Genomic DNA, 25,859 nt, shown 5'->3' with positions numbered 1-25,859 from the left:
TTATGTCCGCAGAACTTCTGTCCATGGCCGAACAGATCAAGCAGTCTACAGAGCTGCTGAGGAGGCGTCTTTGACTGGGACGTTGCCCACAAACGTCTAGATGAGTTGAATGCGCTATCTGAGCGCCCGGACTTTTGGGATGACCCTCAAGAGGCCCGCAAACTTATGGCTGAGCGCCAGAAGCTCGAGAATGGCATTGAGACAGTCAAAGTCCTTGAGCAAGAAGCGGCTGACGCTGGCGAGCTTATTGAGTTGGCCGAAGGCGACGCGGATATGCTCGCCGATGTTAAAACCTCTCTGGAGCGCGCGTTTAAACGGGCACAAACTGCAGAACTTGAAGCGCTCTTATCTGGCGAAGCAGATGGCAATGATTGCTATATCAACATCAACGCCGGGGCCGGCGGGACCGAGAGTCAGGACTGGGCCTCTATGCTGCGCCGCATGTATGTCCGTTGGGCAGAGAAAGCTGGCTATAGTGTAGAAGAGGTGGAAAGCCATGACGGCGAAGAGGCCGGGATCAAATCCGCTACGCTTCTTGTCAAAGGGGAGAATGCCTATGGCTGGCTCAAGTCAGAGCAGGGTGTCCACCGTCTCGTGCGCATCTCGCCATATGATAGCTCGGCGCGCCGTCATACCAGTTTTGCCAGTGTTGCTGTCTCTCCTGTGATCGATGAAACGATTGAGGTCGACATCAATCCATCGGATGTGCGTACCGATACCTATCGCGCATCCGGTAAAGGTGGGCAGCACGTCAACAAGACAGACAGCGCTGTGCGCCTGACACACGAGCCAACCGGGATTGTCGCCGCATGCCAATCTGGTCGTTCTCAGCACCAGAACCGTGATAAAGCCTGGGAAATGCTCCGTTCGCGTCTGTATGAGTTGGAATTGCAAAAGCGTCAGCAGGCGGCCCAGGACAGTCATGACAGCAAGTCAGAAATCGGCTGGGGCCATCAAATCAGATCCTACGTCCTTCAGCCCTATCAACTCGTCAAAGACCTGCGGACCAATCATGAGACATCCGACACGGGTGGCGTTCTCGATGGGGATTTAACACCGTTTCTCAGTGCTGCGCTATCACATGCGCTTGGTGACCATCAGGAAACTGAGGACGCATAAAAAATGCCGGAGCGTTGGCTCCGGCAAATTCTTTTCATACCATGTTAGGCCAACCTAAACGGGGTCTACTACGCAGTCCCGCTGGTGGATGAAAACGGATTGGACGTGCTGCTGGATGCGGATGCCGATCCTGTAGCTGTTGAAGCTGACGCAGGCGTAGTTGTAGCGGCTTGCGGTGTTTTGTCGGCAAGCGGGTTATCCTCGCGCTTGACCTGTCCTTCAAAGGACGCATCGGGCTGGATAACAAGCGCAGAATGAATAATATCACCAATCACGCTCGCGCCAGTTTCCAGTTCAACTTTTTTGGCGCGGATAGAGCCTCTGATCTTGCCTTTGACGCGCAAAGTGTCGGCCTTGATCTCACCCACGATTTCGCCAGTTGAGCCGATAACCATGTCACTGGCGGTGATGTCGCCATCAACTTTGCCATCAATCTGGATCGCGCCGTCCGAAGCGATTGACCCTGTGATCGTCATATCTGCGCAGATAATAGATGCGCCAACTTTTGAGGCGGGTTTGCTTGATGCACTCCGTACAGCAGCCTGAGCTGGTGTGATTGGTGTGTCCGTTCCGTCACCTTTAGTCTTTGTGAACATGGTTTCCCGCTTTCATGAATTCTACTGGATTGTGCGCAGTGCCGTTGAAATAGACCTCATAATGCAAGTGAGGTCCAGTGCTTCGCCCCGTTGAGCCCATCAAACCAACCTGATCGCCAATAGCAACAGTGTCTCCGCGTTTCACAGTTGTTCGCTTCAAGTGCGCATAACGCGAAATAAATCCATTGCCGTGGTCAACATCAACGGCAACGCCATATCCGCCTTTTCGACCGGAAAAAATAACTTTACCTGGCCCGGCAGCAACAATTGGTGCGTTCCAATATGCGGCCATATCGACACCATTGTGCCAGTTCGGGCGTCCGCTGAAAGGGTCTGTCCGAATACCGAATGGTGATGTCAGCCGAGATGGAACCCCAATTGGGTTGGCCAGAGGAACGGTTTCGACCAATGTTTCAAAGTAACGCGCTTCTTCCATACGCGCTGCCACCTGCGCAACGCGGGTTGCAAAAGCAGCCTCTTCTGGACTGTCGAAGCTGCCTTTGGTCAGGGCTGCAAACTCAATTGCTGGACCACCCATATTGCCGCCGCTTTCAATACGGCTGGCGCCAACCTTGGTTAAGCGAAGCACGCCGCGGGCAGCCTCAGCGCGCTCAACGGCGATATTCTCGATCTCATCCAGGAACTCCTGCTGAGAGGCCCTGATTTCACTTACCTGCCCACTCAGCCCGACCTGAGGCAGGGGCTGAGCGACAGCAGCCAGTCTTTGCGATTGACGAGCATCAGCCTCATCAATCGTAGCCGTGATGAGGAGTGAAGCCGAATCACCCCGCAATGCAGCGACATCGAGTTCACCACCAGTCTTGAGGGCGCTGAGCATCGTTTCAAGCGTCTGGTGACGACGCTCAAAATCCAGCGTGGCTTTCTGGAAAGCATCCGTCCGTTCAGTCAGTTGCGATGTCGACAACTCGGTTTTTGCATTCGCTTGCTGTAGCCAGCGCTCCAGTTTGTGGAGTTCGCTATCGCTGGCGATCATGTTCGTATTGTTCTTGAAAAACAGGACATTTGCTGTTGCAAAACACGTCCAGGCAAGCGCTGCAGCAGCGACCCCGGCGAGCATGATTTGTTGAAGCGGGGAAATTGTGAAGTAGCGAACTGTGCCACCTGTACGGTGATAAATCTGACGTTCCGGAAATGCATTCCGCATGAAATCAGAGATCTTTGCTACAGTTTTCATTCTACGCACCTGTTTGCCGATAACACGTGTAGAGGGACTTCACATTTTCGTGTCTGTTGGTGATGCAACAGATAAAGCACAAAAACCGTCAACGGAAACCCCTATAATGAAGTCTTCACATATTAATCTCATGTAAGCCGTTAAAACGTGCTTAAGGAATACGGGATTGTCCATTTTTTGTGTTTAGCCTCTCGCGGCCTCCAGAACCGCTTGAGCATGACCTTTGACGCGAACTTTGCGCCAAACCTCTTCGAGTTTCCCGCTGACTGAAATCAGAAAGGTGCTGCGCTCAATCCCCATATAGGTTTTTCCGTACATTTTCTTTTCGACCCAGACCCCAAAAGCTTCACAAGCATCGCCATCGGGGTCACTGGCGAGTGTAACGCCAAGTTCCTGTTTGGTAATGAAATTGCCATGCGCTTTCAGGCTATCTTTCGAAACGCCAATAATATCATAACCGAGCGCATCAAATTCGGCCTTCAGGGCTGTGAAATCCTTGGCCTCATTGGTGCAGCCGGGGGTGTTATCCTTTGGATAGAAGAAGACGACTTGTCCGCGCTGGCCTCGACCCAGTGTCACTTCGTCACCGGGTATAGCAGGAAGGGTAATCTGTGGCGCAGAGTTGCCTTTTTCTGGTCGGGTTGTCATGGCAGTTTCCTTGAGAGTTTTCGTCAATTGGTCAAACACTGACCTGAAAGTGGAGTAAATAGCTTGGTTCGCCAGACCACGAAGGTAATTTTTTTCGAGGTCCTGGGGGGCATCTCGCTCCTGCTCATGGCGGCTGTGGCCTTTATGGCGATCCGGCTGGCCAGTGGACCAGTGGAGCTGGGTTTCCTGCACGAGCGTGTCGAGCAAGCAATCAGCCAGGTACGTAGTGATCGTCCGGTCGAGATTGAGCGTCTTACACTGCAGTGGGAACCATCTGAGCGCCGCGTAGCTGTCATGGCCTATGGTGTGTCTTTGCAGGATATTGATCGAGTTGAGCGGGGTATGGCGCAGCAGGCACGGATCATTCTTGATTCCGGAGCCTTGCTCACCGGCAAGGTGACTGTACTCGGCGCGGAGCTGGAATCAGGGTGGCTCGACGTTCGAAGCACGGGGCCTAATCAGTGGGAAGTTGCAGGGGAACCTGTCCCAGAAATTCAAGCCCGCGGTTTACCAACGAACCCGCAGGAATGGCTTGATCTGATCAACCGGGTGCTTGCGGATGTTCGTGCAGGCTTGCGTATTTTCAATCAATCTGTCGCCTTCGACAGCCTGTCCTTCGACAAGATGGATATCCGTATTCTAGGCGAAGAAGACCGGGTTATCGCGACAATCGAAACGGCTTCGGGTGGTCTGGAACATAGTGATCAGGATTGGTCGCTCTCGCTTAGCGGTAGTGGTGCCGGGATTGGATTGCCCGGAGAGTTTGCCGCCTTGATTACTACCTCCGGACAAACCGCTGACATTCAGGCGAATCTGGATCTTGGAATCTGGCGTTTATCTGATCTGCTGTCTCTGGCCGGGGTTGAGGCGCTCAGTGGCGGTGAGGACTTGTCAATCGGAACATCGTTTGCGGCGCGTGCGAGCGAGGCGGAAGGGCTCGAAGAGATTGAAATGGTTCTGGCTCGCGAAGATGGCAGTCTGGCTTTGCAAACCCTGCCGATCACTCTGTCTGAGATTGACGCCTGGTTATCCTATCGTCCCGGTGCCGATATACTCGACATTCGGCGAGTCAGCCTAGCTGCTGATCAGGTTTCGGGCGTGTTCAGTGGATCGTTGAGTAATATCTTGTCCGACAATGCCTTGCATCGTTTGGAGTTAACCGGAACCGATGTGCAGGTGAATTTGACCCCATACTTTCCGCAGGCCTGGACATTTGAAACGGTTGATCTGCGCGCTGACACTTCGGACGATTACTCCATTTTTGAAGTTGAACGTTTGAACGCCACATATGGCGATTTGAATTTCTCAGCAGCTGGCCAGGCGGATTTTTCGATAGAGTATGAACCAGGCGAGATTCCTGTAGCGATCGATCTTGCCGCGGAAATGGTAGGCGAAACCGGCAAGGAGACGGTCTTGTCCTTCTGGCCGGAAACACTCGGTGATGGTGGCCGGCGATTTGTCAGGGACCGGATTGAAGACATTCGCGTGACAGGGGCGAATGCAGTGCTGAAGCTCAGGCCTGACAGCCGGGCTGAAGGTTATCTGCGTGACGAAGACCTTGCGGTTTCCTTCGGCTTTCAGGATGGGCAAGTGCGGTTCCTGTCCGATATGCCGCCTGTCAGAAGCGCCATCGGCACAGGGCAGGTTGGCGGCAATAGTTTTTCGGCCACCGTTACCGAGGCGCTATATGATGATTGGGTCATCGATTCCGGGCGCGTGGATTTTCCAGCTTTTAATCCGAGAGGTGAGGATTTCTTCGTTGTGGCCGAAGGCTCAGGGCCGGTTGTCTCTATCCTACGCCAGCTTTCGCAGTCACGGGTCAAGCTTCAGGAAAATACCGGCTTTGATCCGGAACGCGTGAGTGGTCAGGCGACTGCGCGGTTTGAATTCTCTCGTCCGACAGTGGGGCAGGTGCCGTTTGAAGACACAAATCTGAAGGTTACCGGGGTCATCGAGCAGGCGGGTCTGAAGGATGTTGTTCTGGAACAATCTCTTACCGGCGGGCGGATCAATGTTGATATGACCCAGGAGCGACTGGTTCTGAGTGGTTTTGCTGACCTTGGTGCGGTTCCGGTACAGTTCACCTGGCGCGATGGTCTTGGGCCGGACAATCGACCTGCTGATCTGTCCGCCAGCGGGGTTTTGAGCCCGGATATCCTCAATGAGTTTGGTCTGGTCGGGCGGGCCTATCTTACCGGGGAAGTGCCGGTTGAGGTGCAGGGCGAGGTTTCTGCCGAAGGATTGGGGAGCGCCAAGTTCGGCTTTGACCTGCGTGGCGCACGACTGGCGATTGATGAGATTGGCTGGTCAAAGCCTGCTGGCGAGCCTGCCCGTGCCGTGATCATCTATGCGGGTGAGGATGGTCTAAATGAGTCCTCTGTCCTGCTCGAGAGTGAGACGGCGATTATTGATGGAGATATTCGTCTTCAGTCCGATGGGCGGCTTGAGAGTTTACAATTGCGTCGTTTGTTCATCGATGGGACGGCTGACCTGTCAGGCGAGATCAGTCGAACACGCAATGGGGAAGCCAATATGGTCTTCACAGGAGCGTTTTTGAACCTTGATCCGATCTTGCGCGGCGCAGGTGAATTTGAAGATGGAAGCACGGACGGGTTCAGTTTGCCGCTTCGGCTTGAGGCTGATGTGGAGCGGTTACGTTTGCGCCGCGGGCTTGACCTCACCGATGCCGAAGCGCGGGTGGAGACTGCTCTCGATCGCCTGCTGGAGGCCAGCGCAACCGGAACCACAACAACTGGTGAGACGCTTTCGGCGCGATACGAAAATCGCGATAATGGCCCCCCTGAAATATCACTGACCGCGGGCAATGCTGGTTTCCTTGCAGAGGCCTTCCTTGGCCTTGAGTTTATCGAAGGGGGCGCCCTTGATTTACGGGGCACACTTTCGCGTGGGGATGAACCGACGCGGTTATTGGTCAGCGTCACCGATGCGCGCCTGGTCAATGCGCCATTCGTGACACAGATCCTGTCGCTCGCGTCCCTTCGCGGGTTATCCGATACCTTGTCAGGGGATGGCGTACTTTTCAGTGATATCGTGATCCCGGTCTCGGTTGGTGGCGGACGTTACATCATCGATGGTGGCCGCGCTAATGGGCCCGCTCTGGGCCTGACAGCGAATGGCTGGATCGGCACAGATGGTGAAGGCATTGAGATGGATGGCGTTTTGGTGCCGAGCTTCGGGGTTAACTCAGCCCTTGGTGGCGTGCCGATTATTGGGGACCTGTTTGTGGGGCGGAAAGGCGAGGGGATTTTCTCAATCACCTATTCAGTTCGCGGCACGCTTGAGAAAGCGCAGGTCGCCGTGAACCCGCTCTCAGCCGTTACGCCAGGCATCCTGCGGCGGATTTTTGAGAATCCATCTGACACAAGTATTCCCGAAGCGCTTCCGGTTGATCCGAATCTGAAACCACCGAGCGAGTTGCCTGAGCTACCGGAAGATGAGGTGATTGCCCCGGCTCCCGGCTCTGGCCAAGGGGGTTAGGTTGGCTTAACGAGCGCGATCCGCTTCTTGCCAACCTGCACCTTGAAGGCAGATACATCGTCCAGAATGTCCGCCCAGGCATGACCTTGATCGGCCATGATTTTCTCATCATTCACGCGAACAGCGCCTTCATTCAGCTTGCGCCGGGCTTCGCCATTCGATGAGACCAGCTCTCCGGCGCGCAACAGAGCAACTGTTGTGGGGCCATCAGGGTAATCGGCAGTGTTGATTTCAAAAGTAGGCAGGTCGGCAGAAACACCGCCCCCAGCAAACGCTTTCTGTGCGGCGCCCTCAGCTTCTTTTGCGGCCTGTTCACCATGCAGCATCGCTGTTGCCGCATTGGCGAGTGCAATCTTGGCCTGATTGATGTCAGCGCCTTCAAGCGCCTCAAGTTTCGCAATCTCTTCAAGTGAGATGTCGGTGAACAGGCGGAGGAAACGGCCAACATCGGCATCTTCTGTATTGCGCCAGAACTGCCAGTATTCGTAAGGGCTACGCATGTCGGCATTCAGCCAGACCGCTCCATCAGCGGTTTTACCCATTTTGCCGCCACTTGCCGTGGTGATCAGAGGGCTGGTAATGCCAAACACCTGACGGCCATCGGCTTTATGGTTCAGGTCGACGCCGCCAACAATATTCCCCCATTGGTCAGAGCCACCCATCTGCATCAGGCAGTTCTGCCGACGAGCCAACTCTAGAAAATCATAGGATTGCAGGAGCAGGTAGTTGAACTCGAGGAAGGTGTAAGGCTCTTCGGCTTTCAGGCGGCGCGCCACTGTATCCTGCTTCACCATTGTGTTGATGGTGAAGAATTTCCCGACCTCACGCAGCATCTCAATATAGCCGAGCTGGCTGAGCCAGTCGTCATTATTGACCATGACCGCATCGGTCGGTCCCTCGCCAAAGGTCAGGAAGGGCTCAAAGGCTTTCTTGATGCCTTCAATATTCGCTGCAATGGCCTCTTCCGTCAGGATCGGCCTGGAGACAGCCTTATCGGTCGGGTCACCAATCTTGGTCGTTCCGCCGCCCATCAGGACAATCGGCTTGCCGCCAGCCTGCTGTAAGCGGCGCAACATCATGATGCCAACAAGCGAGCCCACATGCAGACTGCTCGCCGTCGCATCAAACCCGATATAGGCAACTGGTACACCCGCATTGCAATAGTCATCCATCTCGGTGGTATGGGTGACTTGCTTAATGTAACCGCGCTCGTCCAAAGTGCGGAGAAATTCGGATTTGTAGTCGCTCATCGGATCATCTTTCGTCTGAAGCGGCGCGGTTAGCATGGGATGGATCGAGTTTGAACAGGGTGGCAGATAATTTTGATCCGATCTGGGTAGCGGGCTTTATGTCCGGAACCTCTCTGGATGCGGTGGATGGGGCGCTCTTGCTGACCGACGGAGAGCGTATTTTCGAGTTTGGCCCCGTCATTGAGCGCAAGTACACACCTGAGGAGCGCTCGGTCTTGCAAATCGCTACAGATGCTGCGCGCGAATGGAATTGGCAGGGGCCACAACCGGATGCGCCATTCGCGGCGGCTCGAGAGGTCATCACTGCCACCCATGCTGACGCTTTTTCAAAGCTCATGGCGCAGGCTGGTGATCGCAATGTATCGCTCGCCGGGGTCCATGGGCAGACCGTTCTGCATCGCCGGCCAACTGATATGGCCAAGGGAGCAACGCTTCAGCTAATCGATGCCGAGGCGTTATCACAGGTATTTGCCATGCCTGTCGCCTATGACTTCCGCTCTGATGATGTAGCTGTGGGCGGGCAGGGCGCTCCGCTCGCACCAGCTTATCATGCCGCATTGATGGCCGGGCAAGGCAGTCAGCCAATGGCCGTGCTGAATCTGGGTGGGGTGGCCAATATAACCGTACGTATGTCCGATGGTGCGCTGATCGCCTTTGATACCGGGCCAGCGAATGGTCCCATTGATGAATGGGTCGAGGGTCACGATCAGGGAACTTATGACCAAGGAGGGCGGTTGGCAGCCGCCGGACAAGTCCACGAAGGCTTGCTCGCTGATTTATTGGAGCATCCATGGTTCTCGGAAACCCCGCCAAAATCGCTTGATCGCTATGACTTTCACGCCGGGATGGCGCGTGGGCTCTCGCTCGCAGATGGCGCAGCGACCCTCACTGCATTTTCAGCCGCTGCTGTTGCGGCAGGTTTAGCCCAACTTCCAGAGACCCCGACCAAAGTGATTGCCAGTGGCGGCGGTCGGCACAATCCTGTTCTGATGGACATGCTCGCAAAGGCTTTGCCGTGCCCAATCCTGACAGCCGAGCAGGTTGGCTGGCGTGGTGATTCGATTGAAGCTGAGGCCTTTGCGCTTCTGGCGGCGCGGACCCTGCGTGGCTTACCAATCAGTTTCCCAATGACGACAGGCGCACCGAAACCCATGATAGGCGGGCGTATATCGAGGCAATGACAGCACAATAGCCGCATTTGCGCCTTTCTCTTGCCGCGACGCGGCTTATAGAACGTTTCATGGATAGACTTTTGATTACGGGCGGGCGCAAGCTCAAAGGTTCAATTGCGGTTTCAGGGGCCAAGAACTCGGCCCTGAAGCTGATGGCGGCGTGTTTGTTGACGCGTGAGCCGCTTACGCTGACCAATATGCCAAATCTGGCGGATACACGTTTCCTGAGCCAGCTTCTCGCCAGCTTGGGTGTGGAGGTTTACTGGCCGAAAGGCGACAGCGAGTGCCGTCTGAATGCGGCTGAGTTAAGCTCCACCATCGCGCCCTATGAACAGGTGCGTAAAATGCGGGCGAGTTTTAATGTGCTTGGCCCAATGCTGGCACGTGAAGGCCATGCAACTGTGTCGCTTCCCGGTGGCTGCGCGATTGGGGCACGGCCCGTCGACCTGCACCTGAAAGCGTTTGAGGCGATGGGCGCGGACCTGAAAGTCGAGTCTGGCTATGTCAAAGCCGCTGCGATCCATGGACTGAAAGGCGCAACCATCGTCTTCCCATTTGTCTCTGTCGGGGCAACCGAGCATGCGATGCTAGCCGCAACGCTGGCCAAGGGTGAAACCATATTAGAGAATGCTGCACGTGAGCCAGAGATTGCTGATCTTGCTGATTGCCTCAACAAAATGGGCGCAAAGGTCAGTGGCGCAGGAACCTCGACCATCCGTATCGAGGGTGTTGAAAGCCTCAACGGAACCACCCACTCGGTGATGCCCGACCGGATCGAAGCCGGGACGTATGCGATGGCCGCAGCTGCGGCTGGCGGCGATGTCACGCTAGAAGGGGCACCGGTTCAGGCGCTCAGTGCCATGGTCGATGCGCTACAGCAGTCAGGTGTCACGGTCGATACCGATGAAGGCGCCGCCACTATCCGTATTCAACGCAATGGCCATGACCTCAAAGCCGTAAATGTCGATACCCAGCCTCACCCCGGCTTCCCAACCGACCTGCAGGCCCAGTTCATGGCGCTGATGTCTATTTCGGATGGCACAAGCATCATTCGCGAAAATATCTTCGAAAACCGTTTCATGCATGCCCCGGAGCTCTCTCGCCTTGGCGCAGATATTCAGGTGCGCGGTAAGGAAGCCGTCGTCAAAGGCGTTGAAAAACTACGTGGCGCGCCCGTCATGGCGACAGACCTGCGCGCATCTGTTTCACTGGTGATTGCAGCGCTTGCGGCAGAAGGTGAGACAGAGGTGCGGCGTATCTATCACCTCGACAGGGGTTTTGAACGGCTTGAAGAGAAACTAAATGGATGTGGGGCCGATATTCGGCGTGTTTCCGGCGAGGAAGAATAGACTATGGCTGATACAAAACCGCTGCGGCTTATGGCAGAAGATGCCGCCGATCTGGAGATCATCTCAGCAGCGGTTCAGGATGCTGTCCTGAAGGCCGAGAACCTGAAATATGACAAGAAGCGCCATCGCTTCACGCTCGAAGTCAATCGCTTCCAATGGGAAGACGCCAAGACCAGGAAGGGGCCGAAGCATCGTGTGCGCGCGATTCTGGCTTTTGATGGTGTCCTCGGTGTGAAGACCCGCGCGATTAGTAAGGCTGACCCGGATATGGTCATGTCCTTGCTGTCCATCACGTTCAGCCCAGCCGATGAACCACCGGGCGGTAAAGTCTCTATCCTGTTCTCAGGTGATGGCGAGCTTGCGCTGGACACTGAAGCGCTCGATGTCACGCTGCTCGATAGTCAGTATGAGTGGGTGACCCGCCATACGCCTGACCATGACAAGAGGCGGCGTTAGACATGGCCCGCAGGTTTGATGCCCGTAAAGGCGACTTTCAGGATCAGTTCGATGCGTTTCTTGCAGAGCCACGCGGCGCTGTTGAGGATGTTGCCGAAACCGTTCGGCAGGTGATTGCCGATGTCCGCGCCAAGGGCGGCGAAGCGGTAGCGACTTATACGGCAAAGTTTGATCGCCTGACCCTTGATCCGACTTTGCTGCAATCGGACAATGTCGACTTGCACCGCCTCGCACATGCGTGCCCGGAAGAGCTCAAGCAAGCGATCGACTTCGCCGCTGACCGGATTGCTGCCTATCACGAAAAGCAACGCCCGGAAGATCACCAGTTTACCGATGAGGCAGGTGTGCAACTTGGCTGGCGCTGGACGCCGCTTGATAGTGTTGGCGTGTATGTGCCCGGCGGCCTCGCCTCATACCCAAGCTCAGTTCTGATGAATGCAGTCCCTGCAAAGATTGCCGGGGTCGAGCGGGTTGTCATGGTTGCGCCAGCTCCGAATGGACAGCTTGCCCCCGCCGTGGCTTATGCTGCCCTGAAAGCTGGTGTTGATGAGTATTACCCAATTGGTGGCGCGCAGGCTGTTGCAGCACTCGCCTATGGCGCTGGGCGCCTGAAACCCGTCGACAAGATTGTCGGTCCCGGCAATGCCTATGTTGCTGAGGCCAAGCGTCAGGTTTTTGGCACTGTCGGGATTGATACGATTGCCGGGCCTTCAGAAATTCTCGTGATCGCAGATGAGACTGCCAACCCGGATTGGATCGCCGCAGACCTGCTTAGCCAGTCTGAGCATGATGCCAGCTCACAAAGTATTCTGATCTGTGTGGATGAAGCTGTGGACAACTCTGTGGGTGAAGCTGTGGATAAACAGCTCTCTGAGCTGTCGACAGAACAACGTGCCCGCCAGGCCTGGGACACACATGGTGCCATTATCACCGCGCAGGATCTGGATCAGGCTGCCAGCATTGCGAACCAGATTGCGGCTGAGCATCTCGAACTCGCAATTGCTGATCCGGATGCGCTCCTTCCGCAGATCAAGCATGCTGGCGCTGTCTTCCTCGGCCATCACACACCGGAAGCCTTGGGCGATTATGTTACCGGGTCGAACCATGTCTTGCCGACCAGTCGCGCTGCGCGGTTTAGTTCCGGGCTTGGGCTGTATGACTTTCTTAAGCGAATGAGTGTTCAAAGGGCTGGACCGGATGGCTTTGCAGCGCTCGCGCCAGCGGCTCTGACTTTGGCTGAGGCCGAAGGGTTGCCAGCTCACGCGCGATCTGTCTCCATCCGAACGAACAAAGTGTAGGCTTCAGGCAGGACCATGGGTGAGCACCGGCTGGTCAGTGTAGAGATTGATGACGAGACGCTGGCTGCGTCCGGACCCGATGCGGAACACGAACGTCGTGTGGCCATCTTTGATCTGATTGAGGAAAACAGCTTTGAAGTGCTTGAGAAGGATGTTGGTCCTTACGTGCTTCATCTCTCGATGCAGGAGCGCAAGCTGGTCTTCGATATTCGCACTGAAGCCGGTGAAGCCGTACATATCTTCTTGCTCTCGATGAGCCCTTTCCGAGGGGTGATCCGCGATTATTTCATGATCTGTGAGAGCTATTACGAGGCGATCCGCAACTCGACGCCGCACCAGATTGAGGCCATCGACATGGCGCGTCGCGGCATCCACAATGAAGGCTCGGAACTGGTTGCCGAACGGTTAGAGGGCAAGGTTACGGTCGACTTTGATACGTCCAGGCGACTATTCACCCTGATCTGCGCGCTACATGCTGGGCAGGTTCGCGCTGCGCGATAGCTGTCTTCATAAATACCTGTAGCCTGAACTAGCGGTTTTTACATAAACGCTGTAGGGCGGCCCCTTGAGAATGAGACCCCAAGCTTGAAAGGACGCGCCGCATGGCTCGATCCATCCTGCATGACTATGCTGATCGTATGAATCTGTCTGCCTGGGCGGAGACCCAGCGGGCGACCTTTACCCCTAATCGGATCAAGATTGAGATTCTGGCGGGACTGACCGTGGCGCTTGCGCTGGTGCCTGAGGCCGTGGCTTTCGCCTTTGTTGCTGGGGTGCCGCCCCTCGTGGGCCTTTATGCGGCTTTCATTGTTGGTCTCATCACAGCCATTATGGGCGGTCGACCTGGTATGATTTCAGGCGCGACGGGTGCACTTGCTGTTGTCATGGTCTCACTCGTAGCCGTGCACGGTGTTGAATACCTGCTGGCAACGGTTGTCCTGATGGGCATCCTTCAAGTGCTCGCTGGCGTCTTCAAGATGGGGAAGTTCATCCGACTGGTCCCGCATCCGGTCATGCTAGGCTTTGTGAATGGTCTTGCGATCGTTATTGGCCTTGCGCAGATCGGTCAGTTTCAGGTCCCGGGCACTGCAACACCTGACCCGCATTCCTTCCTGCCGAATGGCGACTGGCTGCCGACACCCGACATGTTGATGATGATCGGCCTAATTGTTTTGACCATGGCGATTATCTGGGGCCTGCCCAAAGTTACGAAAGTCATCCCTGCGCCGTTGGCAGGGATTGGTATCGTCGCGGCGATTGTCATTGGCTTTGGCCTGAATACGCCGATCGTTGGTGACCTTGCCAGCATCAAAGGCGGCCTGCCATCCTTCCACATTCCTTTCACCACGTCTTCAGAGCCGGTCTATGGCGTCTTCAAATTTGAGGGCAGCGAGACAGGGTTTGCGCCCATCCCGCCGCTAAACCTGGAAACGTTATATATCATCTTTCCCTATGCGCTGATCCTTGCTGCAATCGGTCTGATTGAAAGCCTTCTGACCCTCAACCTTGTTGGGGAGATCACAAACAAGCGTGGTGGCGCGTCTCAGGAATGTGTGGCGCAGGGAACGTCCAATATCGTCACGGGCTTCTTTGGGGGCATGGGTGGCTGCGCCATGATTGGCCAGTCCATGATCAATGTGAAGTCGGGCGGCCGAACGCGTCTTTCAGGGATTTCTGCGGCGCTCTTCCTGCTCGCTTTTATTCTAGTCGGCTCACAGTGGATTGAGATGATCCCACTCGCGGCTCTTGTCGGTGTGATGTTCATGGTGGTGATCGGAACGTTTGCCTGGAACAGCCTGCGCATCATGCGGAAAATCCCATGGACGGATGCTTTCGTCATTATTCTTGTGACGGTTGTGACGGTTCTGGAAGACCTCGCAGTCGCCGTTGTTGTCGGCGTGATCGTCTCGGCTCTGGTCTATGCCTGGAACAATGCCAAACAGATCCGTATCCTGCAGCGCGACTCTATTCGCACACCCGGCGCAACAGTCTATGAAATTGAAGGTCCGCTCTTCTTTGGCTCCACGGATGGTTTTGCCGAACTCTTCCACCCTGAAGATGATCCGGAAGTCGTCATCATAGATTTCATGCGCTCGCGGATCGTTGATCAGTCGGCACTACAGGCAATTGAAGACCTGGCCGCCAAGTATCAGGCCAAGGGTAAGACCTTGAAACTGCGTCACCTCTCCCGTGACTGCCATACGCTGCTGACCAAGGCAGGGCAGTTGATGATCGATAGTGAGGATGATCCGGATTACGAGATTGCCGCCGATTATAATGTTCGCACAGGCATCTTTGGCGGCGGGCATTGATTGTCGCTGTGCCGCGCGCTAACGCGGGTGCATGACTGATACTGTTCTGACGCGTATTCAGGGCGGGGTAGGGTACATTACCCTGAACCGCCCGAAAGCCCTTCATGCTCTCAACCTGCCAATGTGTGAGGTGATCCTTACCGCCCTAAGGGAATGGCGGGACGATCCGGATGTCCACGTCGTGATGATTGATCATGCCGATGGGACACGGGGCTTCTGTGCAGGCGGGGATATCGCCATGCTACGCGAAAGCGGGATGAGCGATGGTCGTGAGGCGCGCGCCTTCTTTGCCGAAGAGTATCGCATGAATGCGGCGATCAAGGCGTTTCCCAAGCCCTATGTTGCGATCATGGATGGGGTCACGATGGGCGGCGGGGTCGGTCTTTCTGTCCATGGCTCTTATCGGATTGCAACAGAGCGGACCCTGTTCGCGATGCCTGAGACGGGGATTGGTTTGTTCCCGGACGTCGGGGGTGGCTGGTTCCTGCCAAGATTACGTGGTGAGCTTGGCACATGGCTCGCTCTAACAGGGGCACGACTAAAAGGGTCTGATGTCGCCGCAGCAGGCGTGGCCACGCATTTCCTGCCAAGTGAGCTGGTGCCGAACCTCAAGGCGCAAATTCTCGACGCTGACTTCTCTGCTGGCGCCGCGGAATTGCTGGGCGTTATCCTGAAAAGCCTCACGCATACAATTCCCGCTGCAAGCTATGCCGAACATCATGCCCTGATTGATAGCGCATTCAGGGGTGATCGCGCCGAGGATATGGTCGCTGCTCTGGAAGCCTCAGATTCTGATTGGGGTCAAAAGCAAGCTGCGCTATTGCGAACCAAATCCCCTGAGACAGTAAAGGTTGCTCTCAGACAGGTTCGTGAAGGCGCGCGCTGTGAGACGTTCGAAGAGAATATGCGGATGGAATACCGCATCGGCTGGCGCAAGGTGCAATCGCCTGACTTTATAGAAGGCGTTCGCGCCGTCATCATCGACAAGGATAATGCGCCAGCCTGGTCACCAGCCCGGCTTGAGGATGTCAGTGACGCAGATGTTGATCGCTATTTCGCGCCCCTTGGCGCTGATGAGTTGAGCTTTGACTGATATGAAAGACGCGATCGAGCAATGGTGTCAGTCCTATACGGCGGCTTTCTCAAACTATGATGCGGTGGGAATTGGCGCGCATTGGATGTTTCCGGCGGTGATCCTTTCAGGTGGTCGATCCCTGACTTTCCGTGACGCTGAGCACTTTAACAAGAATACGGCCAATCTGCTTTCCTTCTATAAGGCGCAGGATGTCGCCGCCGCACGCAGGCGCTTGATCGAGTATTTGGAACTGGACGCCGGGGCCGTTTCAATCAAAGTGGCTGACGATATGATCTCGTCGAATGGTGAGACTATCGTTTCGTGGACGGCGTCTTATGTTCTTAACAAAGGGAGCGAAGGTTTGCGTGCGGTTATGGCAATTGCCGACGGAGAACTAAAAGCGTGGGCAGCCAGAGGGACGCCTTTAGGGGCTAAATAGCTAGAATTCGAGTATTTAAGTAACACTTTCCCCTGTTTTGTTAACCAAGAGACCTCAAAAACAAGGTCTGCTTAACGAAATATAAGCTTCATTGGAATAAATATAATCAAACTACAACAAAAGTTGAGTGGTGATGGTTATGACAATGAATTACGGTGCAGCCGAGGCTGCAAACGATAGCGAAACTGTAGCTGATAGCTTCGTGAAATCTCTTTCTCTACTGGAGCAGGCGCATCGCCGCCTCCATGATGTCGTGAAAGACTCTCTGGAGCGTAACGGCGAGCGTCACCTGACAGGCGTTCAGGCGCTACTGCTTTATGAGATTGGTGAAGGGGAAACCCCGGCCTCTACTCTGCGCGCTCGCGGTGCTTTTGCCGGTACCAGCCTGTCTTACAATATGAAGAAGCTGCAGGATGGCGGTTATCTCATCCAGACGCGTTCCAAGGCTGATAAGCGTACAGTACATCTGAAACTGACAGAGCGTGGCCTGAAAGTACGAGACAGTGTTCAGGCGCTATTTGATCGCCAGGCTTCTGCGCTTGAGCCAACGGCGAGTGTTCGCCCTGATGATTTGACCCAGCTGAACAAGACTGTGTCTCGTCTGGAGCGTTTCTGGTCCGATCAGATCCGGTTCCAGTTATAGTCAAAAAAGATTGGCCATGTCTCTTGCCGTAGATAAAGTCTATGTGTGCGGGGACTGGGGACGATCTGCTTGCTGGCGCTGCTACAGCTTCATGCTGTTGCGGCGCCTTGGCATGCCGGGGATGGCAGCCTGTATGCCTATACCAGTATTTCGCAAGGTGAGGTTGAGAACCTCAAGAATATCCGCTCAGATATTTATTTTGAGTATGGCCTGAATCCCAAATGGACAGTCACGACCAAAGTCGAGCAGGTCCGCTACAAAGATGCTTCAGATTTCGACTCGAATGCGTGGCGCACAACAGTCAGACGCTCATTTCAGCTTGGTGATGGTTTGGTTCTCTCTGCAGAAGCAGGGCTTTTGCAAGGCGAGGCGATTGGTGGGTTCGGAAACTGTTCGCGGATCGGAGCCGAAATTCGTGCCGGGGCCGCATGGTCGGGCAAGTTCCAGAAGGTGGATACATTCTCATATGTCGAAGTGGCTCAACGGCAGCATGATGGCTGCACGCGTGCCCTGACGGAGTTGGGCATAGGCCGCAAGGCAACCAAGAATATCTGGCTAATCACTCAAGCCTTTCTTGAAGAGGGCGGAGGTCTTGCCAGATCCTATAAATCGCAAAGTTCAGTTTTATGGGCGGGGCGCAGTTTTGACCTGGCTTTAGGTTATCGCAGCGAGCAGGGAGGCGTATTCGAAGAAGATGCTGTCTTCATCTCTCTTGCAAGGCGATTTTAAGTGAAGACGAACCGTACACTTTTGATTGAATTAAAAGTGTACGGTTCGTTTCCTGTTAACGAAAGCTGCTATTGGGCGGTCTCGTAGCCCGTTTCAACCATGATATAGGCGATCACGGCATGGCGATCATCGGGGCGGCGTACACCGGCGAAGCTCATCTTGTTGCCTGGCAGGAAGCCTCGTGGGTTTTCAAGCCATTGCTCAAGCACTTCCGGGGTCCAGACGAAGTCAGCCTCCTGAACCGCGCGAGAGTAAGTGAAGTCTGAGACAGCGCCAACCTCACGACCAAAGACGCCATAGAGGTTTGGGCCAACCAGATTGCCGCCGCCTTCCGCAAGGGTGTGACAGGACTGGCAAAGCTTGAATGTGCGACGGCCACGCGCATAGTCTGCTGACTTATAGGGTTCTGGAAGGTTGGCAAACTCGGAAGCGAGGTCAGCCTCGGGGGCCGCAGCTGGTGTCACTTCTGGTGCTGGTGCTGGAGCTTCTGCAGTTTCGGTTGGCGTTTCGGTTGTTTCTGCCGGGGCTTCTGTTTCAGTTGCAGGCTCTGGTGTAACGACTGGATTCTCAACGGGCTTTGTTTCTTCAGGCGCGCTTTCTGTGCCAGAGCCTCCACAGGCTGCCAAAACGCTGAGGGCGATACCGGAAGCGAGAGCTGTTTTGAAAAAAGTCATTATAAAGCGGTCCCTTAGTCTGAACTGTGCGCGATAGCTGTATCTTGAAGCGCTCCAACATGAAAGAGGCAGTTTGTCTCTAAGGGATACACCTTAGGATCAGAGCTTTCGTGGGGTGTCTGCTGAGACAATCTCCTCTAACAAAAATGCCGGGCGCATGGCCCGGCACTATTTGGTTTAAGGAGGGGTGGGAGTGGTTTACTCCTCATCTTCCTTAAGCAGCTCGTCTTTGGAGACGGTTTTTTCCTCAACCTTGGCCACGTCCATAATGTGGTCGACGACTTTGTCTTCATAGATTGGGGCGCGCAGCTGTGCCATCGCATTCGGATTCTGCTGGAAGAACTCGATGACCTGGCGCTCTTGGCCAGGGAAGTTGCGAGCTTCGTTGATCAGCGCCTGTTGAACTTCATTCTCAGCAATTGTGATCTCGGCCTCACGCCCAATCTCGGCAAGCACAAGACCCAGACGCACGCGCCGCTCGGCAATCTTGCGATATTCCTCTTTCAGTTCGTCTTCAGACTTATCTTTGTCTTCTTCGGCTGTGCGCCCAGCATCCATTTCTGTCTGCAATTGCTGCCAGATTTGGTCAAACTCCTGATCCACCATCTTTGGTGGCAGGTCAAAGTCGTGCTTTTCGTCAAGCAGGTCGAGCAAGGCGCGTTTGGCTTTTGCGCGTGAGGCGCCATCAAATTCACTTTGAATTTGCTGCGTGACGATCTCTTTGAGTTTATCAAGGCTTTCAAGTCCAAGACCTTTAGCGAAGTCCTCATCGACTTCCGGCGTTTTTGGCGCGCGAACCTCGTGGACCTTGACCTCGAAGACTGCCTCTTTGCCTGCAAGGTGATCGGCTTGATAGTCTTCTGGGAAAGTCACATTGACTTCCAACTCGTCACCAGCCTTGGCGCCGACCAATTGATCCTCAAAACCAGGAATGAAGCTACCAGAGCCAAGGACCAGCGTGTGGTTCTCAGCCGCGCCGCCTTCAAAAGCCTCGCCATCTGTTTTGCCAACGAAATCCATAACCACAGCATCTTTGTCACGGGCTTTGGCGGTTTTAGCGCGCTTGTCATACTGCTGGTTCGATTCAGCGATCTGTCCCAGGCGCTCTTCGATTTCCTCATCAGAAATCTCGGCGACAGGCTTGGTCACTTTCAGCTTCTTGATGTCGGTTGGTTCGAACTCAGGCATGATGTCGACATGCATTTTGTAGGCGAGGTCGGCTTTGCCTTCCAAAACCGCTTCCATGTCGCTTTCCATTTCCATTTCAGGCTGACCAGCCGGGCGGACCTCAGCATCTGCAATGGCTTTCTGGCTGGTCTCTTCGACGAGGGCCTGAACCACTTCACCCATAATAGATTTGCCGAACATCTTCTTGACGTGTGAGGCTGGAACTTTCCCAGGGCGGAAGCCCTTAAGGTTCATTTGAGGACGAATTTCTTCAATGCGTTCATCCAGGCGCTTCTGTATATCTGCAGCAGGCACGCTGACTTCATACATCCGGCTCAGGCCTTCATTGGTTTCGACACCCATGGTGATCATTCCTCAATCTGGTCAGGCCCTGCTGTCTCGGACCCGCGCTACGGGAGCGCTTTTGCTGTAATCTGAAACCGCGCTCTATAGGGCAGGGGGCAAACCGTGTCCACGCGAAACATGCGCAGCCCCTGCAAACAGTGTATCCCATTAGCCCTGATAAGCTTTAGGCGGTTTCGAAACTGCTATGTTTTGCGGCAGAGAATTACATTAGCAGGCACATCGGAAAAATGATGAGACGCTATTCTAAGCTTATGATAGACGAGCAAAGTATGAAGGGGAGTTTGTGAATGAGGCTCAGTAACATAAGTGTAATCCTCGCGACGCTCATATTTGCTGCCTGCTCGGCAGAGAGCAATCTGGAGAGTGAAGCTCCGCCAGCACCAAGACCGGCAAAATTGATACAGGTTGAGGCTGCATCCAACCAACGGAATCTATCATTTCCAGCAGTCATTCGAGCGGCCCAGACCGCAGAGCTTACCTTTCAAGTTGCTGGTGAAATTCGAGAGCTGAATGTTCTGGAAGGAGATGAGGTTGAGGCCGGTCTCGTCGTTGCACGTCTTGATCAGCGTGATGCTCGAAATCGGCTAACCCAAGCGCAGGCTGAGTTGGAGAACGCAAGCGCCGAATATGAGCGTGCTGAACGGTTGGCGGCGCAAGATGCGATTTCCCGTAGTGTCCTGGAAAGCCGGAAAACGCAGAGAGATGTAGCGCAGGCGGCTTTCAGCACAGCCCAGAAAGCAGTTGAAGACACAGTCCTGAGAACGCCGTTCAAGGGGGTTATTTCAACTGTATCTGGCCGCCAATTCCAAAACGTGCAGGCCAAGGAAGCTATCGCCATCCTGCAAAGTGAAGAAGTTGAGGCTGTCGTAAACGTTCCCGGCACCATTATCGCGAGGATGCCACAACTCGTGCCTGTGGGGGTCAGAGTTCGCCTGGATGCTGCGCCAGACGCAAACATTACCGGGACCTTTAAAGAAGCCTCGACGGAAGCTGATCCGAACACGCAGACCTATGAGGTCAGCTTCTCGTTCAATGCGCCAGAAGATCTATTCATTTTGCCCGGCATGACCGCGACTGTTGAAACTTCTTTCGTTGTGAATGGGGCTGAAGACTTGGTGGCGTCAGGGACAGCTGTGCCGCTTTCTGCGATTCTGGCTGAGGGTGATGATACCTTTGTTTGGGTCGTCGACATGGAGACAATGACGATCTCCAAACGTCAGGTAACAGTGAGATCAGATGTGAGTGACTATGTTACGGTTACAGCGGGACTTGATGGTAACGAGACACTTATCGCTGCGGGTGTCTCCTTTTTCCATGACGGTATGACGGTTCGCCGTTGGGTTCCGGAATAGGGGTGCCCAATGAATAGTGCAGAATGGGCGATCAAGAATCCGCTCTTATGTTGTATTGCCATGCTGATTGCTCTTGGAGGGGGCTGGCTCGCATTTGAAAACATGTCGAGGTTTGAAGACCCAGAGTTCACAATCCGCGTGGCAAAAGTGTTTACACAATATCCTGGTGCCAGCCCGGAAGAGGTCATGAATGAAGTGACCGAGCCGTTGGAAACAGCCTTACAACAGTTGCCAGAGGTCGAATCCGTTGAATCGATTTCATCAGCGGGCCTTTCAGATATCAGTGTACATGTGCGCTATGAGTATTCACGGACCAAGTCGGACCTTCAGGTGGTTTGGACAAAAGTGCGCAACAAGGTGAATGACGCGCAGCGTGATCTCCCACCTGGTGCGGGACCCACAGTTGTTGAGGACGATTTCGGCGATGTGTACGGGGTTTATTATCTTCTGACGGGGGAAGGCTATACCCCGGCTGAAATGCTAAGTTATGCCAAGTCTTTGCGTCGAGAGCTGTTACTGGTCAGTGGCGTGGCGAAAGTTGGTATTATTGGTGAGCAGGAAGAGGTCATCTATGTTGAGGTCTCGCGTGACCGCGCCGCATCTTTGGGGGTCTCCCTCAACCAGGTTTACGACACGCTTACGCAGCAAAATACGGTAACTTCAGCAGGGGATATTCTACTGGGCGATAATCGCGTAGAAATCAGGCCAACAGGTGATATTTCTTCTGTTGAAGCGATTAAGTCATTGATTGTCGCCAGCCCCAGCGGTGAGAGTGTAACGCGTTTAGGCGCTATTGCCGATGTGACGCGAGGCTACCGTGAGCCGGTTTCACAATACATCCGCTATGATGGGCAACCTGCTCTAGGCATTGGGATTTCCAATCTGTCAGGCGTTAATGTCGTGAAGATGGGGGATGCTGTCGATGCCAAACTGGCTGAACTCGAAAACCAGCGCCCAGTCGGTATGGTCCTTCATGAATATTATCATCAGGGTAAAGTCGTTGATCAGTCGATTGGAGATTTTGCTTGGAACGTAGTCTCAGCTCTTGCCATCGTATTTGTAACTCTACTGGTCTTTATGGGGTTTCGCTCCGGCCTGGTCATGGGGGCAACAGTCCTCCTGACAATGGCATCCACGCTTTTGATAATGTGGGTCGCTGGGATACCAATGCACCGTATTTCACTAGGTGCGCTTGTGATCTCTCTCGGCATGCTGGTGGATAATGGGGTTGTTATCACGGATGGCATTCTAGTCGGCGTCCAGAAGGGCAGGAAGAAACTGGAAGTTGCTCGTGAAGTGGCTAAACAGAATCTGAAACCGCTACTTGGCGGTACACTCGTTGGAATCATTGCTTTCGCACCGATTGGGTTTGCTCCGGGAGATACTGCCGAGTTTACCAATTCTCTGTTTTGGGTTGTTCTGATTGCTCTTGGGCTAAGTTGGGCGCTTGCCTTCACAATTACACCGCTGTTTTGCTATTGGGCGTTTCCTGAAACGGTTAAGGGTGCTGATGAGGCTCAGGAACCGGATGGACGCTTTATGAGGTCTTACAAGGGCCTTATCAGGACAGTTTTGTCGCATAAAGCTCTGGCACTCGGGGCCACAGTTGGCGTGTTTGCTCTTGCGGTTATGGGGTTCCGCTATGTGCAGTCAGGCTTCTTTCCGGCTTCGACGACACCACAAATCGTTATCGATTACTTTCTCCCGGAAGGGACAGATATTGAACGCACGAAGACCGATATGGTTCGGTTTGAGGAGTTTGTGCGTGCTCAGGAAGGGATTGAGCATGTTCATACCTTGGTTGGCGGTGGCACGCTTCGCTATATGCTCACCTATGATGCGGGGTCGGATAATGCCTCTACAGGCCAGATCTTGGCCCGAACGTCCAATTATCGCGATAATGACCGACTAATCCGTGAAATTCAGGCTTATGCAGATCAAGCTTTCCCTGATGCTCAAGCCAAAGTCTGGAAATTCCGACTAGGCCCAGGCGGGGGGTCCAAGATTGAGGCCGCCTTTAGCGGTCCGGACCCCAAGGTTCTCCGTCAGCTGGCTAATCAGGCGAAGGAGATCATGGCCAATGATGGCAATGCCATTCTGATTAAGGACGATTGGCGGCGTCCCGTGCCGGTGTTTGAGCCTGTTTACTCAGAAAACAAAGGCGAGCGTGTTGGGATTACGCGAAAAGATGTTGCTGAAGCGCTTGAGGAGAATCTGACAGGTCTGCAGCGCGGTGTGTATCGGGAAGGGGATCGCCTGATCCCAATCATCTCTCGCTCTCCAGAGGCAGAAAATCGCGAATCGTGGGCCATTGCGTCCTTGCAGATTATAAGCCCAACCACGCAGCAATCCGTGCCGCTTGCACAGGTGATTGATGATGCAGAGATCTTTTGGCGTGATGGTAAACTCTTGCGTACGGATCGTGTTCTGACGATTAAAGCGCAATGTGACCCGCGGTCAGGGATGCTCGCGAGCGATCTGCAAAACCGTATTAGGCCACAAATTGAAGCGATCCCTCTGCCTGAGGGCTACCGCTTGACGTGGGAAGGGGAGGCCGGGGACTCCGCGGAAGCGAATGAAAGCCTCGCCAGCACGATCCCGCTTGGTTTGTTGGCGATGATCCTGGTGGTCGTGGTCCTGTTCAATGCCGTGCGCCAGCCGATTGTCATATGGTCTATTGTGCCGCTGGCAATTGTCGGTGTTGTGGTTGGACTGGTCATAACTCAGACCCCCCTGGAGTTTATGGGGATATTGGGGCTTCTGTCTCTATCCGGTCTTCTTATCCAGAACTCGCTTGTTTTGGTTGATTCAACCGATGAGATGATTGCACAAGGCATGCCGCGGTTTGATGCTTTGGTTGAGTCTGCCGCCAGTCGTTTGCGTCCTGTGACCATGGGTGCCTTCACAACGGTCTTGGGGATATTGCCGCTATACTTTGATGCGTTCTTCAAATCGATGACGGTTGTCTTGGCCTTCGGTTTGAGCTTCGCAACGCTGATCACGCTTTTGGTAACACCTGTTCTTTACGCTCTTTTGTTCAGAATATCCAAAGATGAAACCGCAATGCCGCCTCCAGCAGAACCAGTAGAAGATTTGCCTATCGAGGAAGGGCTTCCAGTATGATCAGATATATTTCGATTTGTCTTGTTGCGTTGAGCCTTGGCGGTTGCGCGACAATCACGCCTCCAGAAGACGCTGCGCGTGTTGCTCAAGAGGCCTTGCCGGAAATTCCGGACGCTTGGGTTATGGCAAGTGAGCGCGTGGGTGAAGTTGAAGTTGGTTGGATCGAGAAGCTTAGTGATCCGGTCTTGATGGGATTGGTGCAGGAGGCTCAGGCAAACAATAACAACCTTCAAGCTGCTGCTGCTAATGTTGAACGATCATGGGCGCTTGCGGGTCAGGCGGGGGCTGCTTTGTCACCCGTTGTGAGCTTGAACTCGAGTGCTGGACGAGGCGGGTCTATCGAAGGGGCCAGCTCTGATACTTACAGTGTCGGACTTCAAGCAAGCTGGGAGGCAGATGTTTGGGGGCGAATCCGTGCCGGCGAGCAAGCTGCCGTTTTAAGTGCGCAGTCGGCTGAAGCAGATTACGTTTACAGCCAGTACTCTTTGGCTGCAGCTGTTGCGAGAGCCTATTTTCTGGCCATTGAATCGGGTCTGCAAGCTGATGTGGCTCAACAGAATCTCGATGCGCTGACAGAAATCGATCGAATTGTCGGCGTGCAAAACGAGTTTGGATTGGCAACGTCTCAAGATGTTGCTTTGTCGAAATCTGACCTTGCGCGCACGCGCGCATCTCTAACGGCAGCACAAGGTGCGCAGCGGGATGCCCTGCGCGCCCTTGAAGTGCTTCTTGGGCGTTATCCTGCCGCTGATCTGCATGTGAGGGAGGGGCTGCCAGATGTTCCGCCGCAGCCACAACCCGGTATTCCATCTGAGCTACTTGAGCGGCGTCCTGATATTGTTGCAGCAGAACGCACTGTGGCCGCTGCTTTTAACAGCCTTGATCAAGCTAAAGCGGCCAGAATGCCGTCCATCAGTTTGACGGGTAGTCTTGGTGGCTCCTCACCTGATCTGGTGAATGTCCTTAATCCCACCAACATTGCCTGGCAGGCCGCAACAAGTCTTGTGGCTCCTTTGATTGATGGCGGCCTACGTGAATCACAGGTGCAGCAAGCCAGCGCCGAGCAAAAGCAGGCGATAGCTGCTTATGCGCAGGCCAGTCTCGAAGCCTTCCAGGAAGTTGAAAGTGGTCTTGATCGCAATATCGTATTGCGTGAAAGGGCTGCATCTTTGCGTATCGCTGCGGATGAAGCTGACAAGGCATTGCGTGTCGCTCGAATTCGTTATGACGAAGGGGAAACGGATTTACTGGATGTATTGACCATTCAACAACGTGTTTTCTCGTCCGATGCTGATCTCGTATCGATTGAACGCGCCAGGCTAGATGAGTGGGTTGGCCTAAGTTTGGCTCTGGGTGGTGATTGGCAGTAGTCACTGCTTGGGGCGGAAGTGACCGCGT

Annotated in this window: 21 protein-coding genes; 15 read left to right on the top strand and 6 right to left on the bottom strand. The window is 54.4% G+C overall.

What is annotated here, in order from left to right:
* The first annotated feature begins 2 nt into the window (after nucleotides 1-2).
* Nucleotides 3-1,119 (top strand): peptide chain release factor 2 gene (gene prfB, locus RYZ27_RS07085; protein WP_406681693.1). Its coding sequence is split into 2 segments (ribosomal slippage): nucleotides 3-71 and nucleotides 73-1,119, totalling 1,116 coding nucleotides; the frame shifts between segments, so codons are not numbered across the junction.
* A gap of 68 nt (nucleotides 1,120-1,187) precedes the next feature.
* Here the strand turns inward: prfB and RYZ27_RS07080 are convergent.
* From RYZ27_RS07080 to RYZ27_RS07070, 3 genes are all read right to left on the bottom strand, one after another.
* Nucleotides 1,188-1,715 (bottom strand): polymer-forming cytoskeletal protein, encoded by a 528-nt coding sequence (locus RYZ27_RS07080; protein WP_406681692.1) that lies wholly within the window; start codon nucleotides 1,713-1,715, stop codon nucleotides 1,188-1,190.
* Complete coding sequence (locus tag RYZ27_RS07075; protein WP_406681691.1) at nucleotides 1,699-2,910, bottom strand: M23 family metallopeptidase; 1,212 nt, start codon at nucleotides 2,908-2,910, stop codon at nucleotides 1,699-1,701. Before RYZ27_RS07075 ends, RYZ27_RS07080 begins: the two co-directional genes overlap by 17 nt.
* A 183-nt stretch (nucleotides 2,911-3,093) precedes the next feature.
* A complete protein-coding gene (locus tag RYZ27_RS07070; protein ID WP_406681690.1) occupies nucleotides 3,094-3,558 on the bottom strand; it encodes a peroxiredoxin in 465 nt (154 codons plus the stop codon).
* A 63-nt stretch (nucleotides 3,559-3,621) separates the two neighbouring features.
* Between RYZ27_RS07070 and RYZ27_RS07065 the strand changes: the two genes are divergently transcribed.
* On the top strand, nucleotides 3,622-7,056 hold the full coding sequence (locus RYZ27_RS07065; protein WP_406681689.1) for an AsmA-like C-terminal region-containing protein: 3,435 nt from the start codon (nucleotides 3,622-3,624) through the stop codon (nucleotides 7,054-7,056).
* On the opposite strand, the gene tyrS is transcribed toward RYZ27_RS07065, so the two are convergent.
* Entirely contained in the window at nucleotides 7,053-8,306 is a 1,254-nt protein-coding gene (gene tyrS / locus RYZ27_RS07060) for a tyrosine--tRNA ligase (RefSeq protein WP_406681688.1), read from the bottom strand. The two genes, RYZ27_RS07065 and tyrS, sit on opposite strands and share 4 nt — an antisense overlap.
* Before the next feature lie 59 nt (nucleotides 8,307-8,365).
* Between tyrS and RYZ27_RS07055 the strand changes: the two genes are divergently transcribed.
* The 10 genes from RYZ27_RS07055 to RYZ27_RS07010 all read left to right on the top strand — a co-directional run bounded on the left by RYZ27_RS07055 (nucleotide 8,366) and on the right by RYZ27_RS07010 (nucleotide 17,779).
* Complete coding sequence (locus RYZ27_RS07055) at nucleotides 8,366-9,487, top strand: anhydro-N-acetylmuramic acid kinase (protein ID WP_406681687.1); 1,122 nt, start codon at nucleotides 8,366-8,368, stop codon at nucleotides 9,485-9,487.
* 59 nt (nucleotides 9,488-9,546) lie between these two features.
* Nucleotides 9,547-10,827, top strand: a complete 1,281-nt coding sequence (gene murA / locus RYZ27_RS07050) for a UDP-N-acetylglucosamine 1-carboxyvinyltransferase (RefSeq protein WP_406681686.1) — start codon at nucleotides 9,547-9,549, stop codon at nucleotides 10,825-10,827.
* A gap of 3 nt (nucleotides 10,828-10,830) precedes the next feature.
* Nucleotides 10,831-11,283 carry a DUF2948 family protein gene (locus RYZ27_RS07045; protein ID WP_406681685.1) on the top strand — a complete coding sequence of 151 codons (453 nt, stop codon included), beginning with the start codon at nucleotides 10,831-10,833 and terminating at the stop codon, nucleotides 11,281-11,283.
* A 2-nt stretch (nucleotides 11,284-11,285) separates the two neighbouring features.
* On the top strand, nucleotides 11,286-12,581 hold the full coding sequence (gene hisD / locus RYZ27_RS07040; RefSeq protein WP_406681684.1) for a histidinol dehydrogenase: 1,296 nt from the start codon (nucleotides 11,286-11,288) through the stop codon (nucleotides 12,579-12,581).
* A gap of 15 nt (nucleotides 12,582-12,596) precedes the next feature.
* Entirely contained in the window at nucleotides 12,597-13,082 is a 486-nt protein-coding gene (locus tag RYZ27_RS07035) for a UPF0262 family protein (RefSeq protein WP_406681683.1), read from the top strand.
* Between the two features lie 101 nt (nucleotides 13,083-13,183).
* The gene (locus RYZ27_RS07030; protein WP_406681682.1) at nucleotides 13,184-14,893 is read left to right on the top strand and encodes a SulP family inorganic anion transporter; all 1,710 of its coding nucleotides are present in this window, start codon (nucleotides 13,184-13,186) and stop codon (nucleotides 14,891-14,893) included.
* A 31-nt stretch (nucleotides 14,894-14,924) separates the two neighbouring features.
* On the top strand, nucleotides 14,925-15,986 hold the full coding sequence (locus RYZ27_RS07025) for an enoyl-CoA hydratase/isomerase family protein (protein WP_406681681.1): 1,062 nt from the start codon (nucleotides 14,925-14,927) through the stop codon (nucleotides 15,984-15,986).
* Complete coding sequence (locus tag RYZ27_RS07020; protein WP_406681680.1) at nucleotides 15,979-16,407, top strand: hypothetical protein; 429 nt, start codon at nucleotides 15,979-15,981, stop codon at nucleotides 16,405-16,407. Before RYZ27_RS07025 ends, RYZ27_RS07020 begins: the two co-directional genes overlap by 8 nt.
* 133 nt (nucleotides 16,408-16,540) lie before the next feature.
* Nucleotides 16,541-17,050, top strand: a complete 510-nt coding sequence (locus RYZ27_RS07015; RefSeq protein WP_406681770.1) for a MarR family winged helix-turn-helix transcriptional regulator — start codon at nucleotides 16,541-16,543, stop codon at nucleotides 17,048-17,050.
* Nucleotides 17,051-17,095: 45 nt separating this feature from the next.
* On the top strand, nucleotides 17,096-17,779 hold the full coding sequence (locus tag RYZ27_RS07010; RefSeq protein WP_406681679.1) for a hypothetical protein: 684 nt from the start codon (nucleotides 17,096-17,098) through the stop codon (nucleotides 17,777-17,779).
* A 68-nt stretch (nucleotides 17,780-17,847) separates the two neighbouring features.
* On the opposite strand, the gene RYZ27_RS07005 is transcribed toward RYZ27_RS07010, so the two are convergent.
* On the bottom strand, nucleotides 17,848-18,453 hold the full coding sequence (locus tag RYZ27_RS07005) for a c-type cytochrome (RefSeq protein ID WP_406681678.1): 606 nt from the start codon (nucleotides 18,451-18,453) through the stop codon (nucleotides 17,848-17,850).
* Nucleotides 18,454-18,651: 198 nt separating this feature from the next.
* A complete protein-coding gene (gene tig, locus RYZ27_RS07000) occupies nucleotides 18,652-19,983 on the bottom strand; it encodes a trigger factor (RefSeq protein ID WP_406681677.1) in 1,332 nt (443 codons plus the stop codon).
* A gap of 290 nt (nucleotides 19,984-20,273) precedes the next feature.
* On the opposite strand from tig, the gene RYZ27_RS06995 reads away from it, so the two are divergent.
* From RYZ27_RS06995 to RYZ27_RS06985, 3 genes are read left to right on the top strand one after another with little or no spacing between them, the layout of a single operon-like run.
* Nucleotides 20,274-21,338: an efflux RND transporter periplasmic adaptor subunit gene (locus tag RYZ27_RS06995; protein WP_406681676.1), complete on the top strand. Its 1,065-nt coding sequence runs from the start codon at nucleotides 20,274-20,276 to the stop codon at nucleotides 21,336-21,338.
* A 9-nt stretch (nucleotides 21,339-21,347) separates the two neighbouring features.
* Nucleotides 21,348-24,461, top strand: coding sequence for an efflux RND transporter permease subunit (locus RYZ27_RS06990; RefSeq protein WP_406681675.1), 3,114 nt, complete (start codon nucleotides 21,348-21,350; stop codon nucleotides 24,459-24,461).
* The gene (locus tag RYZ27_RS06985; protein ID WP_406681674.1) at nucleotides 24,458-25,831 is read left to right on the top strand and encodes a TolC family protein; all 1,374 of its coding nucleotides are present in this window, start codon (nucleotides 24,458-24,460) and stop codon (nucleotides 25,829-25,831) included. Before RYZ27_RS06990 ends, RYZ27_RS06985 begins: the two co-directional genes overlap by 4 nt.
* Nucleotides 25,832-25,859 lie beyond the last annotated feature (28 nt).

Origin of the sequence: Hyphomonas sp. FCG-A18 (assembly GCF_045287255.1) — a bacterium.
Classification (GTDB): Bacteria; Pseudomonadota; Alphaproteobacteria; order Caulobacterales; family Hyphomonadaceae; genus Henriciella.
The sequence above is the reverse complement of the archived record's forward strand: the minus strand, read 5'-3'. Positions and strand labels throughout refer to the sequence as shown.

Bases quoted from the DNA above. Each gene is read 5' to 3' on its own strand.
- RYZ27_RS07080 (WP_406681692.1), bottom strand. From the start codon at position 1,715: ATGTTCACAAAGACTAAAGGTGACGGAACGGACACACCAATCACACCA.
- RYZ27_RS07075 (WP_406681691.1), bottom strand. From the start codon at position 2,910: ATGAAAACTGTAGCAAAGATCTCTGATTTCATGCGGAATGCATTTCCG.
- RYZ27_RS07070 (WP_406681690.1), bottom strand. From the start codon at position 3,558: ATGACAACCCGACCAGAAAAAGGCAACTCTGCGCCACAGATTACCCTT.
- tyrS (WP_406681688.1), bottom strand. From the start codon at position 8,306: ATGAGCGACTACAAATCCGAATTTCTCCGCACTTTGGACGAGCGCGGT.
- murA (WP_406681686.1), top strand. From the start codon at position 9,547: ATGGATAGACTTTTGATTACGGGCGGGCGCAAGCTCAAAGGTTCAATT.
- RYZ27_RS07045 (WP_406681685.1), top strand. From the start codon at position 10,831: ATGGCTGATACAAAACCGCTGCGGCTTATGGCAGAAGATGCCGCCGAT.
- hisD (WP_406681684.1), top strand. From the start codon at position 11,286: ATGGCCCGCAGGTTTGATGCCCGTAAAGGCGACTTTCAGGATCAGTTC.
- RYZ27_RS07035 (WP_406681683.1), top strand. From the start codon at position 12,597: ATGGGTGAGCACCGGCTGGTCAGTGTAGAGATTGATGACGAGACGCTG.
- RYZ27_RS07030 (WP_406681682.1), top strand. From the start codon at position 13,184: ATGGCTCGATCCATCCTGCATGACTATGCTGATCGTATGAATCTGTCT.
- RYZ27_RS07025 (WP_406681681.1), top strand. From the start codon at position 14,925: ATGACTGATACTGTTCTGACGCGTATTCAGGGCGGGGTAGGGTACATT.
- RYZ27_RS07015 (WP_406681770.1), top strand. From the start codon at position 16,541: ATGGTTATGACAATGAATTACGGTGCAGCCGAGGCTGCAAACGATAGC.
- RYZ27_RS07005 (WP_406681678.1), bottom strand. From the start codon at position 18,453: ATGACTTTTTTCAAAACAGCTCTCGCTTCCGGTATCGCCCTCAGCGTT.
- tig (WP_406681677.1), bottom strand. From the start codon at position 19,983: ATGGGTGTCGAAACCAATGAAGGCCTGAGCCGGATGTATGAAGTCAGC.
- RYZ27_RS06995 (WP_406681676.1), top strand. From the start codon at position 20,274: ATGAGGCTCAGTAACATAAGTGTAATCCTCGCGACGCTCATATTTGCT.
- RYZ27_RS06990 (WP_406681675.1), top strand. From the start codon at position 21,348: ATGAATAGTGCAGAATGGGCGATCAAGAATCCGCTCTTATGTTGTATT.
- RYZ27_RS06985 (WP_406681674.1), top strand. From the start codon at position 24,458: ATGATCAGATATATTTCGATTTGTCTTGTTGCGTTGAGCCTTGGCGGT.